Genomic DNA, 14,253 nt, shown 5'->3' on the forward strand with positions numbered 1-14,253 from the left:
GATGGCGGACTTGATCACGGCGCGGACGGCGATGCGCCACCACGTCGGGCCGCGTGCGGACGTGCCGGTCGAGCTGTACTACAGCACGGGCGACCCGTGGGCGGTCCGCTGCTACTTCCCCAAGGAGCCGGTCCCGGTCTTCTGGGCCTTCGGCCGCGACCTGCTGGCGGAGGGCCTGGTGGGCCCGAGCGGCGACGGCGACGTGCACATCCGGCCGGTGGACGGCCGCACCACTCTGCTCGCCCTCTGCGGCCCGACCGGCGACGGTATCGCCGCGCTCCGGGCCCCGACCCGGGACCTGGCTGCCTTCCTCGCCCGCTCCCACCGGCTGGTGCCGCCGGGAGCGGAGGGCGAACTGGTCGACTGGGACGGGTGCATCCGTCGGCTGCTCCGCTGAGCGGGGCAGCGGGCGGTTCCGGTGCTCTCCGGGCGGATCCTGACGGCCGGTCGGGCCATCGCGCGAGCACCGTGCGGGCGGGGTCGTTGACAGCGCCCCGGCGGGCTCCTAGCGTGGCGCAGTCGATTACCCGCGAGTAGGTAGGCAGGGACAGTTGATGGCAGAGCCGCGCCCGTACGACCTCGTCCTGTTCGGCGCCACCGGGTTCACCGGCGGGCTCACCGCCGAGTACCTGGCGGCCGCGGCCCCCGAGGGCTGCCGTTGGGCGCTCGCCGGGCGCGACCGGAGCCGGCTCGCCGCCGTCCGCTCCCGGCTGGCCGAGATCGACCCGCGCTGCGCGGACCTCCCCCTGCTGGTGGCCGACGCGGCGGACCGCGAGGCGCTGCGCGAGGTCGCGGCTTCCGCACGGGTGGTGATCTCGACGGTCGGCCCGTACCTGCGCCACGGCGAGCCGCTGGTGGCCGCCTGCGCGGAGAGCGGCACCGACTACGTGGACCTCACCGGTGAACCCGAGTTCGTCGACCGGATGTACCTGCGCCACCACGAACGGGCGGTGGCCAGCGGCGCCCGCATCGTGCACGCCTGCGGATTCGACTCCGTCCCGCACGACCTCGGCGTCCTCTTCACGGTGGAGGAACTGCTGCGCCGCGGCGGCCCGTTGAAGCAGCTGACGGTGGAGGGCTTCGTCCGGGTCGGCGGCACCGTCTCCGGCGGGACTTTCGCCTCGGCGCTGCTCGCCTTCTCCCGGCCCCGCGCGATGGCCGGGGCGGCGAAGGAGCGCCGTGCGGCGGAGCCGTGGCCGAAGGGGCGCCGGATCCACACCCCGATGGGCGGGGTGCGGCGCTCGGTGCCGGCCCGGGCGTGGGTGGTCCCGATGCCCGCGATCGACCCCCAGGTGGTCGCCCGGTCGGCGGCGGGGCTGGAGGAGTACGGCGAGGAGTTCGGCTACACCCACTACGCCGCCGTCAAGCACCTGCCGGTCGCCCTCGGCGGCATCGCGACGGTGGCGGGCCTCGCCCTCGCCGCCCAACTCCCGCCCCTGCGCCGCCTGCTGGGGAACCTGCGCAAGCCCGGCGAGGGCCCGAGCGCCGAGCAGCGGGCCCGGAACTGGTTCACCGTCCGTTTCGCCGCCCGGGCGGACGACGGCCGCGCCGTCCTGACCGAGGTCTCCGGCGGCGACCCCGGCTACCAGGAGACGGCCAGGATGCTCGCCGAATCCGCCCTCTGCCTCGCCTACGACGAACTCCCGTCACTGTCGGGTCAGTTGACCACGGCTGTCGCCATGGGCCGTCCCCTGATCGACCGCCTGCTCAAGACCGGCATCACCTTCCGCGTCCTGGACGCCCTGCCGACCACCGCCCCGGGTCGCTGACGGCCTTCCGCCCGCTGCCGCGTGTTGCCGACGGCCGACCGCCGCTCCGCAGGAGTCCGCCGGCCCATGGGAGGGTGTGGGACGGTCAGTCGTTGTCGTAGGAGTGGTCCCAGGGGATCGTGCGCGCCGGTGCGTCATCCGCCCGTGCCGCCCCGAGGGCACCCGGGTGCCAGCTGGCCGTGTCCCCGGGGTTCAGCTCCAGGACCAGGCCCTCGCCCTCCAAGTGCGGTGCGCCGTCCGGTCGTTCGAGACCGAGGAACTCCTGGCCCCCGGGTCCGATCCGGTACCACCCTGCCTGCTCTGCGGTCCATGCGTCGTCCATCTGCGGAGCGTAGGTTGCGCCCGGCGGACGGCCGGAGCGCAACGCCGGGGCCGTCGATGGGACCACTCGAAGGGGGGTACGCAGGGCGGGTGCGCGACGGACCCTTGTGAATCCTGGTGCGTGCGTACCGGAACGACCTCGTGCCGCTTCTGCCAACGGCTGCCGCCGAGCCCTCGTCCGCGTTTGAGGCCGGTGGTATGCGGTCAATTCGTATGGGTACCGATGTTCCGGCGCGGGGGCGTGATGGGATGTCACCTGGACTGAGGCTGCTGGCCCGATGGGTCACGGCGGTGGCCGTCGTCACCGCCTATCTCTCGCTGCACTTCGCGATCACGGTGTGCCAGGACGTACAGGCCCGCGATCGTTTCCGCGACGGCCCCGGGCACGCCGCCGCTTTCACCCTCGCCACGGACCGGTACGCGGGCGCGGACGCGTCGGCGCGGGCCGAGGTCACCGCCCTGAGGGACTGGTTCGAGGCGCACGCCCCTGCGGGCCGGAGCCGGGAGACGGTGCGCGCCACTGCCGAGCTGCTGGCGGCGGGCGAGGTGTCCGCCGCTCGCGAGCGGGTGGTTCCGCTCGGCGCGGACGTCGCCCGGGACGGGGCGGCGCTCGAGCGCCACCTCGACTTCTTCGAGCAGGCCGCGCTGTGGCCGGCCGTGGTCGCGGGAGCCCTGGTCACACCGATGGTGCGGCTCCGGCGTCGGCGCATCACGGCCGGCGAGGAACTGGTGCGCCTGGTGAACCGGTTCGCCGCGCGTCAGCCGCGGTGGCGCAGGCCGGTGTTCCTGGCCGTGACCTGGACCGGATACGCCCTGTTCCTCGCCGGGGGCGGGGCGGTCGCCAACGCGCAACAGCACGGAGAGGAGCACTCGTTGGGGGTTCAGCTCCTTCTGCTGCCGATCGGGCTGGTCGCCGTCGGAGCAGGTCTGCTGATCCTCAGGTACTCCCGTCCCCGTTCGGCACGGGGCGCGGCCCGCGCCCTGCGGGCGGACGGCCGTAAGCCGGTGCTGTACCTGCGCAGCTTCGCCGACGACCGGAGCGCGATGGCCGTCGACGACGCGATGGGATTCACCATCCACTCGCGGGAGGAGCAACTCGCCGCCTCCTTGAAGGCTTTCGGGCCGGTGATCGCGGTGGGCCGGCCCGGGGAGCCGTTGCCGCACCTGGGGGCCGCACGGTTCTACCTGCCGTTGGACGACTGGAAGCCGACGGTCCTCAGGCTGATGGACCTGTCCCGGCTCATCGTGCTGCGGGTGGGAGCGGGGGAGGGGCTGCGCTGGGAGATCGAGCAGGCGTTCGCCACTCAACCACCGCACCGGATCGTCCTGTTGACGCCGGGGCGGACCGCGGACGCGGAGCGGAGCCTGGACGGCCTGATGCCGGTGCCGATGCGGCTCGCCGAGGTGGCGGCGGACACCACCTGGGTGTCGGCGGCGGTCGCGTTCGACCCGGAGTGGGTGCCACAGGTGCGGGCGGTGGAGCCCGTACCCGGCACCCTCCCGCGTCCCGGCTTCCTCCGCCGCGCCCTCAAGGCCGCCGCGCCGCTGGTCTGGGAACCCTCACCCGCCCGGCTCACGGGCCGCGCGATGAAGGCCGCGCTGGCCTCCGTCGGGGTCCGGGGCCGGCTGGTCGTGTGGCGGAGCGACAGCACGATGGTCGTCGTGTGGTGGAGGGGCGTGCTGGTGCTCGCCGCGCTGGCCCTGCCCTTTCGGGTGCTCGACCTGCTCGGTGTCCGTTAGCGCTCGACCGAACTTCACACCGGGGCCGCACCGTCAGGGGCGGAGCCGGTGATCCGGACTCATTCGGAGGGGAACCATGGGGGATTCAGGGCAGAAGGTCCGGACGGACGTCGGCAGGGCCGGCCCCGCGCCGCACAGGCCGTTGGCGGGCCGGGCCGTCGCCGCCTCGCTGCTGATCGGGTTGCTCGTGCTCCGCGAGCTGGTGGTCGCGGTGACGGCGTGGCGGTACTACGCGCTCGTCCGCGACGCCCTCGCCGGGACGGCCACCGAGGCGGACGCGCTGGCGTTGGACTCCAGCTTCCTCACGACGGTCTCCTCGGAGTTGGTGTACCTGCTGGTCCCCGGGTTCGTGGCCGGCCTGGCGTTCATCGTCTGGCTGTGGCGGGCTCGGGCGAACGCGGAGGCGATCAGCGGCCGGGAAGCACACCGCCGCTCCCGGCTCTGGATCGTGTGGTCGTGGAGCACAGTCGTGGTCAACCTCTGGTATCCCTACCAGCTCGTCTCGGACGTGTGGCGCGCCAGTTCGCCCGGGCGGTCGGCCTCCGACGGTCCGGTGAAGGCCTGGTGGGCGTTCTTCGTGCTCCTCGGTTTCCTCAGCCCGATCCAGCGAGGCATGGCCGAGGAGTGGACGAGCGAGGCCGAGGTGCTCTCCTCCGCACAGGTGAGCACGTTGCTGGCGCTGCTGAGTCTGGCGGCCGGTGTGCTGGCCATCGTCCTGATCAGGCGGATCACCGCGTGGCAGGACAGCGCCCTGGAGCTCACCGGGAGCGTCCGGTGACCACCGTCCCCCTTCCCTCGCCCAGGCCCGACCCCGGGCCGGCCGATCCGTCCGACCTGCTCGCGCTCTACGGCCTCGCGGTGGAGATGGCCGACCGGGTCTCGGCCCGCCGGGGCAGCGCCAACGCCTTCTTCCTCTCGGTCCAGACCGCCCTGGTCACCGTCCTCGGCCTCGGCATCCCCCGGCTGGAGGATTCGGCCTGGTGGGTCGTGGCCGCCGTCACCGTCGCGGGCATGACCCTCTCGGCGGCCTGGTGGCTCCAACTGCGCACCTACCGGGACCTCAACGCCGCGAAGTTCCGGGTCATCAACGCGTTGGAGCAGCGCCTCCCCGCGCAGATCTTCACCGACGAGTGGGACCACCTCAAGGCGGCCCCGTCGACGAACGGACGACGCGGCCGGTACGCCGAACTTGGGCTCTCCGAACGCCTTGTGCCCCTGGTGTTCGCCGGGGTCTATCCGCTCCTGCTGGTGGGAACGCTGCTCAAGTGACCTACATCGACCGCCTCGCCGACCTCATCCGGTCCTGCCTGCCGCCGTCCGCGGTGCCGCCGCCCGACTCCGACGGCCTCTTCCGCATCTACGCGGTCCTGCTGCGCGCCAAGGGGGAGCAGGTCACCGACGAGGACGTGCACGACGCCTGGTCCGCCTGGATGCGATCGGTCGACGGCGGCCACCGCGCCCTGGTGCCGTTCCACGACCTCCCCGCCGAGACGCGCGCCCACGACACCCCGTACGCGGAGGCGATCCGGGAGGCGGCGCGCAGGACGCGACGGGCCGGGGCGGGCGAGGGGGCCTGACCTGGCGTTCCGTCAGCAGAGTGTGAGGCAGGTCACCTGATTCCGAGAACCTGAGGGCAGTCTGCGCCGTCTGGCAGGTGTGAGAACACGCAGGAGGGCGCCAGGGGCGCTGGAGACGCTGGACGAGGAACAGCTCGTCCGGCTGGTCGCGCGCGGTGAGCGGGCGGCCTTCGACGAGCTGTACCGGCGGACGGCGCCCTGGCTGGCGGTGCGGCTGCGGCGGCGCTGCGCCGACGAGCAGATCGTCGCCGAGGTGATGCAGGAGACCTACCTCGCGGTGTGGCGCGCGGCCGGGGCGTTCGCCGGGAGCGTGGTCGGCGGCTCTGCGGTGGGATGGCTGTGGACCATCGCCGCGCGGCGGCTGGTCGACGCCTTCCGCCGCCGGGCGCACCACGCGGAACCTCCGGCGGCGGCCGTCGAACGGGCGGTGGCGCCCGGCGCCGAGGAGGAGGCGCTGGCCGGGACGGTCGGCGGCGACGTCGGTGACGCCCTGCGGCGCCTGGCACCCGAGCTGCGCGAGGTACTGCAGGCCACGGTGCTCGACGGGCTGACGGTCCGGGAGACCGCGGTGCTGCTCAGACTGCCCGAAGGCACGGTCAAGACCCGTGCGCGCCGGGCCCGGATCGCGATGCGGAAGGCACTGACGTGAGGGCGGATCGCAGGGGCGCGGACGTGGAGCACGCGTCCAGGCAGCTGATCGACGACTACGCGGGCGGCGCCGTGGAACTGCCCGCCGACACGGTCTGGGCACTGGAGGCGCACCTGGAGGGCTGCGCGCCCTGCCGGGGGCTGTTGGCGGCGTCCGTGGCCACCGGGGCGGCGGACCTCACCGTCCTGCTGGACACCGTACGGGCCGGCCTGGAGCCGCAGTTGGTGACCGCGCCGGCTCCGAGGCGGTGGCGTCCGGGCCGGCTCTCCGCCTGGCTGACGCCGGTGATGGCCCCGTGGTTGGCGATGACCTTCGCCGTCGCCGCGCTGGCGCTGCTGCTCGACCGGGCGGGGCCGCCGGGCCCGTTCGGCGGGGTGTCGCCCCTGCTGCTGCTCGCGCCCGTGCTGCCGCTCGGCGCGGTCGCCGCCTCCTGGTCGAGCGCCCTCGACCCTGCGCACGAGCTCACCGCCACCACCGCCCGGGCCGGCCTGCCCCTGCTGCTGCGCCGCACCACCGCGGTGCTGGCCCTCGTGCTGCCGCTGCTCCTGCTGGAGGGGTGGCTGACCGGGGCCATGACGGCCGCTCAGTGGCTGCTTCCCTCACTGGCCTTCACCTCCACCGCCCTGGCCCTGGGCAGCTTCGTCGGCGTCACCCGCGCCGCCGGCGCGCTCACGGGCGGCTGGGCGGTCGCCGTCCTGACCCCCGCCGTGCTCGCCGGTCGCGCCCCTCTGGTGCCCGCCCCCGACCAACTCCCGCTCTGGGCCGCCCTGCTGGCCGTCGGTGCGGTCGCCGTGGCACTGCGCAGGAACGCGTACTCGACACGGTGAAGACCCGCTCGAACCCGACCCGCTCGAACCCGACCCGCTCGAACCCGACCCGCTCGAACCCGACCCACGGTGACGACCACTCCTACCCGACCCCGAAAGGCCCCCAGCACATGACACCCGCCACCAGCGCGGCCGACATCGCGCCCAGGACCTACGCCTGGGAGATCCGGGCCACCGGCCTCAAGGTGAGGGCCGGGCGCACCAAGATGGCCGTCGACGGCCTCGACCTCTCCCTCGGCAGCGGCGCCCACGGCCTGCTCGGCCCCAACGGCGCCGGCAAGACCACCCTGATCCGAGCCCTCGCCACCGCACTGCGCCCGGCCGGCGGCGAACTGGAGCTGCTCGGCAGCCCGGTCGGCGGGCGTACGGACCACCGGGCGCTGCGCCGCCGGATCGGCTACCTCCCCCAGGAGTTCGGCTACTACAAGCGCTTCACGGTGCGTGAGTTCGTCGAGTACATGGCCTGGTTGAAGGAGGTGCCGGCAGCCGAGATCCCAGGCGCTGCCCAGCGGGCGGTGGAACGGGTGGGCCTGGCCGACCGCGCCGACCACCGGATGAAGACCCTCTCCGGCGGCATGGTGCGCCGGGCCGGCATCGCCCAGGCGATCGTCAACGACCCGGACGTGCTGCTGCTGGACGAGCCGACGGCCGGGCTGGACCCGGCGCAGCGGCTGCGATTCCGCGAGCTGCTCCAGGAGTTGGGGCGGGAGTCCTGTGTGGTGGTCTCCACCCACCTGGTGGAGGACGTCGCGGCGGCCTGCACGGACGTGGTGCTGTTCGCGGCCGGCCGGTTGGTGTTCCAAGGGACGCCGGAGCAGCTGGCGGCGGCCGGTGGGCCGGAGCATCCGGGCGACAGCCCGTTGGAGCGCGGATACTCGGCGATGCTGAGCAACTTCGGTCTGAACGGGGGCACTTGGTGACCGGGATGACGCGGGTGCTGCGCACCGAACTGCGGCGCTCGGCCGCCCCCTGGGCCGGTCTGCTGGTCCTGGCCGGAAGCCTGGCCGTCCTCTTCCTGATCGACGGGGTGTGGTGGCGGGGCACGGCCGGATGGACGGCGCAGTGGACCTCGATGGCGATGTGGACCAGGTACCTGCTGGGCTTCTGGTGGCCGCTGGTGGTGGGCCTCGGCGCGCTCTACGGCCTGCGCGACGCGCGCTCCCGGATGACCGAACTGCTGGCCACCACGCCGCGAACTCCCTGGCAGCGAGCGGCCGTTCCGGCCGGGGCGGCGGCCCTCGCCCTCGTCGTCGGCTTCGGGCTGCTGGTCCTGGTCGGCGCCGTCCGGGTGGCGGCCGGTGCGAGCGAGTACCCGACCCTCGGATGGGTGCCGCTCTCGCTGGTGGCGGCGCTGGCCCTGGCAGCCGGAGCGGTGTTCGGGATGGGCGTCGCACGGGCGCTCCCGTCGGTGCTCACCCCGCCCGCCCTGACGGTGCTCGCCCTGCTGGCCGTCAGCCTGCTGCGGCAGAACGGCGACCAAGCGCTCCCGGCGGGCCTTGCGCCGAACCGCCTCTCGCTGCTCTCCCCGACGGTGGTGGAGCCCAGGGAGATGCTGCTCACCCTCTCCGGCCCGGTCCACCTCGGTCAGACCCTCTGGCTGCTCGGCCTGCTCGCCACCGGCTTCGCCCTGCTGGCCGCGACCACCGGCCGGGCCCGACTGCTCGCCCTTGCACCGGTGTTGGCCGGTGCCGCGCTGGCGCTCGCCGTGCTCCCGGCCGAAGCACGTGACACCTACGTGGTCGACCGGGCGGCCGCCGCCCCGGTCTGCAACGGCCCGGTCTGTGTCACCAGGGCCAACGGCGCACGGCTGCCCGAGCTGGCCGGGCGCGGACAGGAAGCGCTGGAGGTGCTGCGCGGCACGCTGGGGGAGAAGGCCCCCGGAGCGATCACGGAGGACACGCGGCTGCGCGGGCTCGGCGAGGACCGCCTCCTCACGGCCGGTGCGGTGCTGGTCGACTTCGACGAACGCGTCTTCATCGACGCCACCGGCCCGGCCCTGACCCGGGCCCTGGTCGGCCAGGGCCTGGCGCCGAACTGCCACGGCCACAACGACCGCGAGGGCGGCGGGGAGGAGGGCGTGGCCGTGCAGAGCGTCCTCGCCTCCTGGGCGCTCGGGGACGCACGCCTCGTCCCGCTGGAGCAGCCCGGCACCGACGAGTACGCGCGCCGCCTCTGGGCCCAGGCCGAGACGGCGCGGGCGAAGCTGGCGGCACTGGGTCCGCAGGAGCAGCGGACCCTGGTCGCGGAGGTCCGGGCGAGCGCCCTCTCCTGCGACCGCGGCGCGCAGCTGCCGCTGCTGACCGGGGAGGTCCAACGGTGAACCGCCGTACGCCGTCCTCCTGTTCACGCCGCGTGCCGTCGTCCGCCCGGGAGGTCGCTCGATGAACTGGATGACGCTCTACGCCCGTTCACGCCAGGTGCCGCTGTCGGCGGCGGCGGTCCTCGTCCTCGGGACGGCCGTGGCGGCCCTCGCCCGCGGCGGCGACGGATCGTCGAACCCGCCGCTCGCCGCCCTGGTGATCACGGCCGCCGTGGCGGCCGGCAGCATCGGACTGGCAGGCCAGGACCACGACTTGGACCGCACCGCCGCCATCCGCTGGGCCCCGCGCCGAGCGGCCCATGTCCTGCTGCTCGGCGCCGCGACCGCAGCCGCCCTGCTGGCCGCCCGCGCGGCGGGCGCCGACCTCGCCCCGGCCTCCCTGCTGGTCCGCGACAGCGCGGGCCTGACCGGCCTCGCCGCCCTCGGCGCGGTCCTCGGCGGCGCGGCCTACGCCTGGACCCTGCCCACCTCCTGGCTGGCCGTCACCCTCTGCGCGCCGACCGTGCTCGGGCGGGCGGGCGAGATCCTGAACTGGACGGTGCTCGACCCGGCACCCGCCGCCTCCGCCTGGACGGCCTGGGTTCTGGCAGGCGTCGGCACCCTGCTGTACGCGGTGGCCGGCCCACGGCGCTGACGGGCCGACCGCCTCGGCCGACGCGGCGGGGTTCAACTAGTGAATACCGAAGGGCCTCTTGACGCTTCGAGGCTCCATGGATTCACTGGACCCCGCCGCATCGGCATGCCCACCCCCGGCTCCATCCCCCACCTCGGCAGGATCATCCCCACCTGGGTGGGAGCGCTCCCACCCCCGATCCTGCCGGGCCCGTCCCAGAGAGGACCAGCGACGTGCCCCACCCCGTACGCCGCCTGCGCGACGCCCTGTTGGGCCTCGCCCTCGCCACGACCACCGTGATCGCCCCCGCCGCGATCGCCCCCACCACCGCCACAGCCCGGGCCACCGGAACCGCGCAAGCCGCCGCGCCGGTGTCCGCACCCGCCGTGAGCAGCGCGGTCGGGTCCGGCTACTGGCACACCAGCGGCCGCCAGTTGCTCGACGAGGCCAACCGCCCGGTCCGGATCGCGGGCGTCAACTGGTTCGGCTTCGAGACCGCCAACTACGTCCCGCACGGGCTCTGGACCCGGGACTACAAGAGCATGATCGACCAGATCAAGTCCCTCGGCTACAACGCCATCCGGCTCCCCTACAGCGACGACCTCTTCAAGGGCACCTCGCCGGCCGGCCTCAACACCTCGGGCGGTCTCAACGCCGATCTTCAAGGGCTGAACTCGCTCCAGGTGATGGACAAGATCGTCGACCAGGCCGGAGCGGCCGGCCTGAAGGTGATCCTGGACCGTCACCGTCCGGACGCCAACGGGCAGTCGGCCCTGTGGTACACCGCCGCGGTCCCCGAATCCACCTGGATCGCCCACCTCGGCGCGCTGGCCACCCGGTACGCGGGGAAGCCCACCGTGATCGGCATCGACCTGCACAACGAGCCGCACGACCCGGCCTGTTGGGGCTGCGGCGACCCGGCCCTGGACTGGCGCCTGGCGGCCGAGCGGGCCGGCAACGCGGTGCTCGCCGCCAATCCGCAGCTGCTGGTCTTCGTCGAGGGGAACCAGACCTTCAACGGCAGTTCGTACTGGTGGGGCGGCAACCTGCAGGGCGCCGCGCAGTACCCCGTCCGGCTGGACGTCCCGAACCGCCTGGTCTACTCGGTGCACGACTACGCCACCAGCGTGGCGCGGCAGAGCTGGTTCGACGACCCGTCCTTCCCGGCCAACATGCCGGGCGTCTGGGACCGCAACTGGGGCTACCTGTTCCAGCAGAACGTCGCACCGGTGTGGGTCGGCGAGTTCGGCACCACCCTGCAGGCCGCCGTCGACCAGAAGTGGCTGAAGGCACTGGTCCAGTACATGCGGCCGACGGCCCAGTACGGCGCGGACAGCATCAGCTGGACGTTCTGGTCCTGGAACCCCAACTCCGGTGACACCGGCGGCATCCTGAACGACGACTGGACCACCGTCAACACCACCAAGGACGCCTACCTGGCGGACGTCAAGGCACCCGGCTTCGGCACCCCGGGCGGCGGAGGCGACGTCCAGGCGCCCTCCGCGCCCACCGGGCTCACCGTGACCGGCAGCACCGCGAGCACCGTCGCCCTCTCCTGGACGGCCTCCACCGACAACCTCGGCGTCACCGGCTACGACGTCTACCGCGGCACCACCCTGGCCGGCTCGGCCTCCGGCACCACCTACACCGATTCCGGGCTGACCGCCGCCACCGCGTACTCCTACACCGTCCGGGCCAGGGACGCGGCCGGAAACGTCTCGGCGGCCTCCGCCCCCGTGAGCGCCACCACGAGCGGCACCGGCGGCGGCAGCGCGGGCTGCACGGCGGCCTGGCGCCTCAACGACCAGTGGACCCCGGGCTTCAACGCCACCGTCACGGTGACCGCCACCACCGCGGCCACGAAGTCCTGGTCGGTGAAGTGGACCTGGCCGAACGGCCAGCAGCTCACCAGCGCGTGGAACGCGACCGCCCAGCAGTCGGCGGCCGCCGTCACCGCGACCAGCCTCTCCTACAACGGCGCGCTGTCACCCGGCAGTTCGACCACCTTCGGCCTCCAGGGCACCTGGACGGGCAGCAACCCGGCCCCGACCCTCACCTGCACCGCCGCCTGACCGTCCGACAACGGCCCCCGTGGCGGCCGGGCGACCGCCCGCCACGGGGGCCTCGCCACGGGCCCGGGCCGGTGAAGCCGACGGCGGTGGCGAACAGGACGGGGAGCGAGCACCGGACGAGCGGCACTGTGCGTGCGAGCCGAACAGGCACGGCCCGAGGGACGGGCGGTTGCTGCCTCGCACCCGGGTAGTGCCGCTCCAGCCCGCGCCTGGCTGCACCTGACGCCCCATCATGCGAAGCCGCCGCCCGGCACTCGGATGCAGGTCGCTCGCCACCCGGCGACGTTCGCGGCGTAGCGAGGTGCTGTCCAGGCTGCACTCCACGAACGACCGGGTGCCGTCGGGCACTTGCTCCAGCAGAGCCTGCGCGCTGGTCACCGGCTCCGCCGGCGCACCCGGCAGCCCGGGCCGCCCCGGTCCGAGCGGTGGTGACCGTCCGATGGACCCGTTCGGGGCGAATCGGACCCCGTGGGCGTCGTTCGCCAAGCAGGACTCCTCGCGGAGGGAAGGTGGGAATAGCCCCGGACGGGGGGAGGCCGTTGCCCGATCGGGCAGTCGTGCCGGGAAGTACGGGCCGCATACTGACGGCCCGTTGACAGCTGCGGATGCCGGTCACAGAGTTGCACATGCACTACGAGAAGTGACGCTGTGTCATGGCACGCGAAGCCAGAGCCGGAGGCCGAGGCCGAATCCGCCATGGCTTGCGGCGGCCCTTGTGAGTGATCGAGGGCAGTTCCGGAGCCTCCTGAGGGTCCGCGTTCGCGGCACGACTTTCTGCCCGTTTCCCGTACTCCGTCCAGGCAATCGCCCATGAAAGCAGGATGGAAATGTCCCGCATGAAACTGTTCCCCGGCCTACCCAGGGCGACGGCCCTGCTGTTGGCGCTGCTCGGAATGATCGTGACCTTGGTCGTGGTTCCCGCCCCTGTGGCGCACGCCTTCGCGCCCAATGAGCTCAACGCCTTTGGCCGGGGGGTCGCGACCTGGAATTCGCAGGGGGCACGGTGGCCCCAATATCGCACCCTCATGAACCAGAACCGCCTGCTCGCAGTCCAGGAGGCCGGGGCGAACCCGGCCGGAATGGCGAACATGCAGCACGTGGGGACGATAACGGCCAATTTCAGGACCGTGGAGTACTACCACTGGAATGCCGGCGGGGGAGCGGTCTACCATGTCTACTGGATGTCCGGCGTCGACAACGACGCACACGGTGGGCGGGTGAATTTCGCCTTCGTCTCGGCGACGGCGGCGGACCAGGTCCTGGTCGCCGCTCCGGGCGGGGCGACCGGTCGCGCCGCTCTCGGGCTCCGCTTCCAGGACGATGTCTATTTCAACGTCCACCTGCCTTCGGGCGGGAACAACCTCGTCCCGTTCCAGCAGATGCTCAACAGCGCCTACGCCTGGGGACACCAGAACAACTGGGGAGTCAGTGTTCTGGGGGACTTCAATCTGGAACCAACGCCAGGGGTCCATCAGATAGCGTCGGATTCCATGGCCGGAACCGGGCGAATCTATCGTGTGGGTGACAACGTCATGACCCATGACGCGGGTCATGAGTTGGACTACATGGTATCGAGTCGCATCATGCCGAACTTCCGGGGTGAGCTCCCCCCATGGGTCATCAACAACGCAGATCATGCGCCGGTCTTCTTCCGCCAGCACCTCGCCGCAGCCGGCGACGTGGTCAGCCTGACCGACCAGAAGCACGACGCCTTCATGCGGGCCGAGAGCGGTGCTCGCGGGGCAAAAATCACGGCGACCGGGACCAAGGACACTGACTCCCGCACGCGGTGGAGGCTCCTTAAGGCGGGGGCCGTCGAGTGGGAATTCCGCCTCCAGAATGTCGACACCGGCCTCTGCCTGGACATGTACAACGGAATCTATTCCACGCCGGGAACCGTGATGGACCAGTACACGTGTCAGGACAATCTGACCACGCAGATGTTCCATCTGTATTGGAGCACCTTCGATCCCGGCGCCTGGCAGCTCAGGAGCGTGTGGAATCCGTCGATGTGCCTCGATGCCATGGGTGACAATCCCGGCTATGAGAGCTTCTGGCCGTGCGACGGCAAGAACATGGCCATCAATCAGAAATTCTATCCGGTGTTCTGGAATTCATAGAGCACGGATGTGGCTACTGGCGCCGCGCTTGATGGTCTTCATGCGCCCAGGGCTCTGCGCCCAGCTGGTCAGGCACGCCGCACCGGCGTGCCTGACCAGCTCTCGACCAGGAATGCTGAGACCTCTCCGCCGTGGACGTCGCCCTGCGACCGAGTGCCTGCACGGCCTTGGCGCGAAGGCGCCGACGCCGGGCTTCCGGTGTGCCGGCCGACCGTGCGGCCCACGATGGATGCGGAGTGTTCTCA

14 protein-coding genes are annotated in these 14,253 nt (G+C 72.6%); 13 read left to right on the plus strand and 1 reads right to left on the minus strand.

Annotation, left to right across the window (positions count from 1 at the left end; translation table 11 throughout):
* Position 1 precedes the first annotated feature (1 nt).
* Together ACWEPF_RS16680 and ACWEPF_RS16685 are read left to right on the plus strand one after the other, a co-directional pair.
* The gene (locus ACWEPF_RS16680; protein ID WP_452173132.1) at positions 2-397 is read left to right on the plus strand and encodes an SsgA family sporulation/cell division regulator; all 396 of its coding nucleotides are present in this window, start codon (positions 2-4) and stop codon (positions 395-397) included.
* 157 nt (positions 398-554) lie between these two features.
* A complete protein-coding gene (locus tag ACWEPF_RS16685; protein ID WP_452173133.1) occupies positions 555-1,769 on the plus strand; it encodes a saccharopine dehydrogenase family protein in 1,215 nt (404 codons plus the stop codon).
* Between the two features lie 85 nt (positions 1,770-1,854).
* Here ACWEPF_RS16685 and ACWEPF_RS16690 read toward each other — a convergent pair whose 3' ends face one another.
* Positions 1,855-2,091: a hypothetical protein gene (locus ACWEPF_RS16690; protein ID WP_345289041.1), complete on the minus strand. Its 237-nt coding sequence runs from the start codon at positions 2,089-2,091 to the stop codon at positions 1,855-1,857.
* A gap of 248 nt (positions 2,092-2,339) precedes the next feature.
* On the opposite strand from ACWEPF_RS16690, the gene ACWEPF_RS16695 reads away from it, so the two are divergent.
* The 11 genes from ACWEPF_RS16695 (at position 2,340) to ACWEPF_RS16745 (ending at position 14,008) form a co-directional block, all read left to right on the plus strand.
* Positions 2,340-3,830 carry a transferase gene (locus ACWEPF_RS16695; RefSeq protein ID WP_452173134.1) on the plus strand — a complete coding sequence of 497 codons (1,491 nt, stop codon included), beginning with the start codon at positions 2,340-2,342 and terminating at the stop codon, positions 3,828-3,830.
* A gap of 76 nt (positions 3,831-3,906) precedes the next feature.
* A complete protein-coding gene (locus ACWEPF_RS16700) occupies positions 3,907-4,608 on the plus strand; it encodes a DUF4328 domain-containing protein (protein WP_452173135.1) in 702 nt (233 codons plus the stop codon).
* Positions 4,605-5,099: a RipA family octameric membrane protein gene (locus tag ACWEPF_RS16705; protein WP_452173136.1), complete on the plus strand. Its 495-nt coding sequence runs from the start codon at positions 4,605-4,607 to the stop codon at positions 5,097-5,099. Before ACWEPF_RS16700 ends, ACWEPF_RS16705 begins: the two co-directional genes overlap by 4 nt.
* Positions 5,096-5,407 (plus strand): DUF7701 domain-containing protein, encoded by a 312-nt coding sequence (locus ACWEPF_RS16710; protein WP_345289046.1) that lies wholly within the window; start codon positions 5,096-5,098, stop codon positions 5,405-5,407. The genes ACWEPF_RS16705 and ACWEPF_RS16710 overlap by 4 nt, the downstream gene beginning before the upstream one ends.
* Before the next feature lie 118 nt (positions 5,408-5,525).
* Positions 5,526-6,056: an RNA polymerase sigma factor gene (locus tag ACWEPF_RS16715; protein WP_452173186.1), complete on the plus strand. Its 531-nt coding sequence runs from the start codon at positions 5,526-5,528 to the stop codon at positions 6,054-6,056.
* A 23-nt stretch (positions 6,057-6,079) separates the two neighbouring features.
* Positions 6,080-6,883: a zf-HC2 domain-containing protein gene (locus ACWEPF_RS16720; RefSeq protein WP_452173137.1), complete on the plus strand. Its 804-nt coding sequence runs from the start codon at positions 6,080-6,082 to the stop codon at positions 6,881-6,883.
* 110 nt (positions 6,884-6,993) lie between these two features.
* Positions 6,994-7,803 carry an ABC transporter ATP-binding protein gene (locus ACWEPF_RS16725; RefSeq protein ID WP_452173138.1) on the plus strand — a complete coding sequence of 270 codons (810 nt, stop codon included), beginning with the start codon at positions 6,994-6,996 and terminating at the stop codon, positions 7,801-7,803.
* 5 nt (positions 7,804-7,808) lie between these two features.
* Positions 7,809-9,203 carry a hypothetical protein gene (locus ACWEPF_RS16730; protein ID WP_452173187.1) on the plus strand — a complete coding sequence of 465 codons (1,395 nt, stop codon included), beginning with the start codon at positions 7,809-7,811 and terminating at the stop codon, positions 9,201-9,203.
* Between the two features lie 61 nt (positions 9,204-9,264).
* Positions 9,265-9,837, plus strand: coding sequence for a hypothetical protein (locus tag ACWEPF_RS16735; protein ID WP_452173139.1), 573 nt, complete (start codon positions 9,265-9,267; stop codon positions 9,835-9,837).
* A gap of 212 nt (positions 9,838-10,049) precedes the next feature.
* Positions 10,050-11,888 carry a cellulase family glycosylhydrolase gene (locus tag ACWEPF_RS16740; RefSeq protein ID WP_452173140.1) on the plus strand — a complete coding sequence of 613 codons (1,839 nt, stop codon included), beginning with the start codon at positions 10,050-10,052 and terminating at the stop codon, positions 11,886-11,888.
* A gap of 836 nt (positions 11,889-12,724) precedes the next feature.
* On the plus strand, positions 12,725-14,008 hold the full coding sequence (locus ACWEPF_RS16745; protein WP_452173141.1) for an RICIN domain-containing protein: 1,284 nt from the start codon (positions 12,725-12,727) through the stop codon (positions 14,006-14,008).
* Positions 14,009-14,253 lie beyond the last annotated feature (245 nt).

This window comes from Kitasatospora sp. NPDC004289, assembly GCF_053602875.1.

Excerpts from the sequence above, each read along its gene's own strand:
- ACWEPF_RS16680 (WP_452173132.1), top strand. The coding sequence starts at position 2 with ATGGCGGACTTGATCACGGCGCGGACGGCGATGCGCCACCACGTCGGG.
- ACWEPF_RS16685 (WP_452173133.1), top strand. The coding sequence starts at position 555 with ATGGCAGAGCCGCGCCCGTACGACCTCGTCCTGTTCGGCGCCACCGGG.
- ACWEPF_RS16690 (WP_345289041.1), bottom strand. The coding sequence starts at position 2,091 with ATGGACGACGCATGGACCGCAGAGCAGGCAGGGTGGTACCGGATCGGA.
- ACWEPF_RS16695 (WP_452173134.1), top strand. The coding sequence starts at position 2,340 with ATGTCACCTGGACTGAGGCTGCTGGCCCGATGGGTCACGGCGGTGGCC.
- ACWEPF_RS16700 (WP_452173135.1), top strand. The coding sequence starts at position 3,907 with ATGGGGGATTCAGGGCAGAAGGTCCGGACGGACGTCGGCAGGGCCGGC.
- ACWEPF_RS16725 (WP_452173138.1), top strand. The coding sequence starts at position 6,994 with ATGACACCCGCCACCAGCGCGGCCGACATCGCGCCCAGGACCTACGCC.
- ACWEPF_RS16730 (WP_452173187.1), top strand. The coding sequence starts at position 7,809 with ATGACGCGGGTGCTGCGCACCGAACTGCGGCGCTCGGCCGCCCCCTGG.
- ACWEPF_RS16735 (WP_452173139.1), top strand. The coding sequence starts at position 9,265 with ATGAACTGGATGACGCTCTACGCCCGTTCACGCCAGGTGCCGCTGTCG.
- ACWEPF_RS16745 (WP_452173141.1), top strand. The coding sequence starts at position 12,725 with ATGAAACTGTTCCCCGGCCTACCCAGGGCGACGGCCCTGCTGTTGGCG.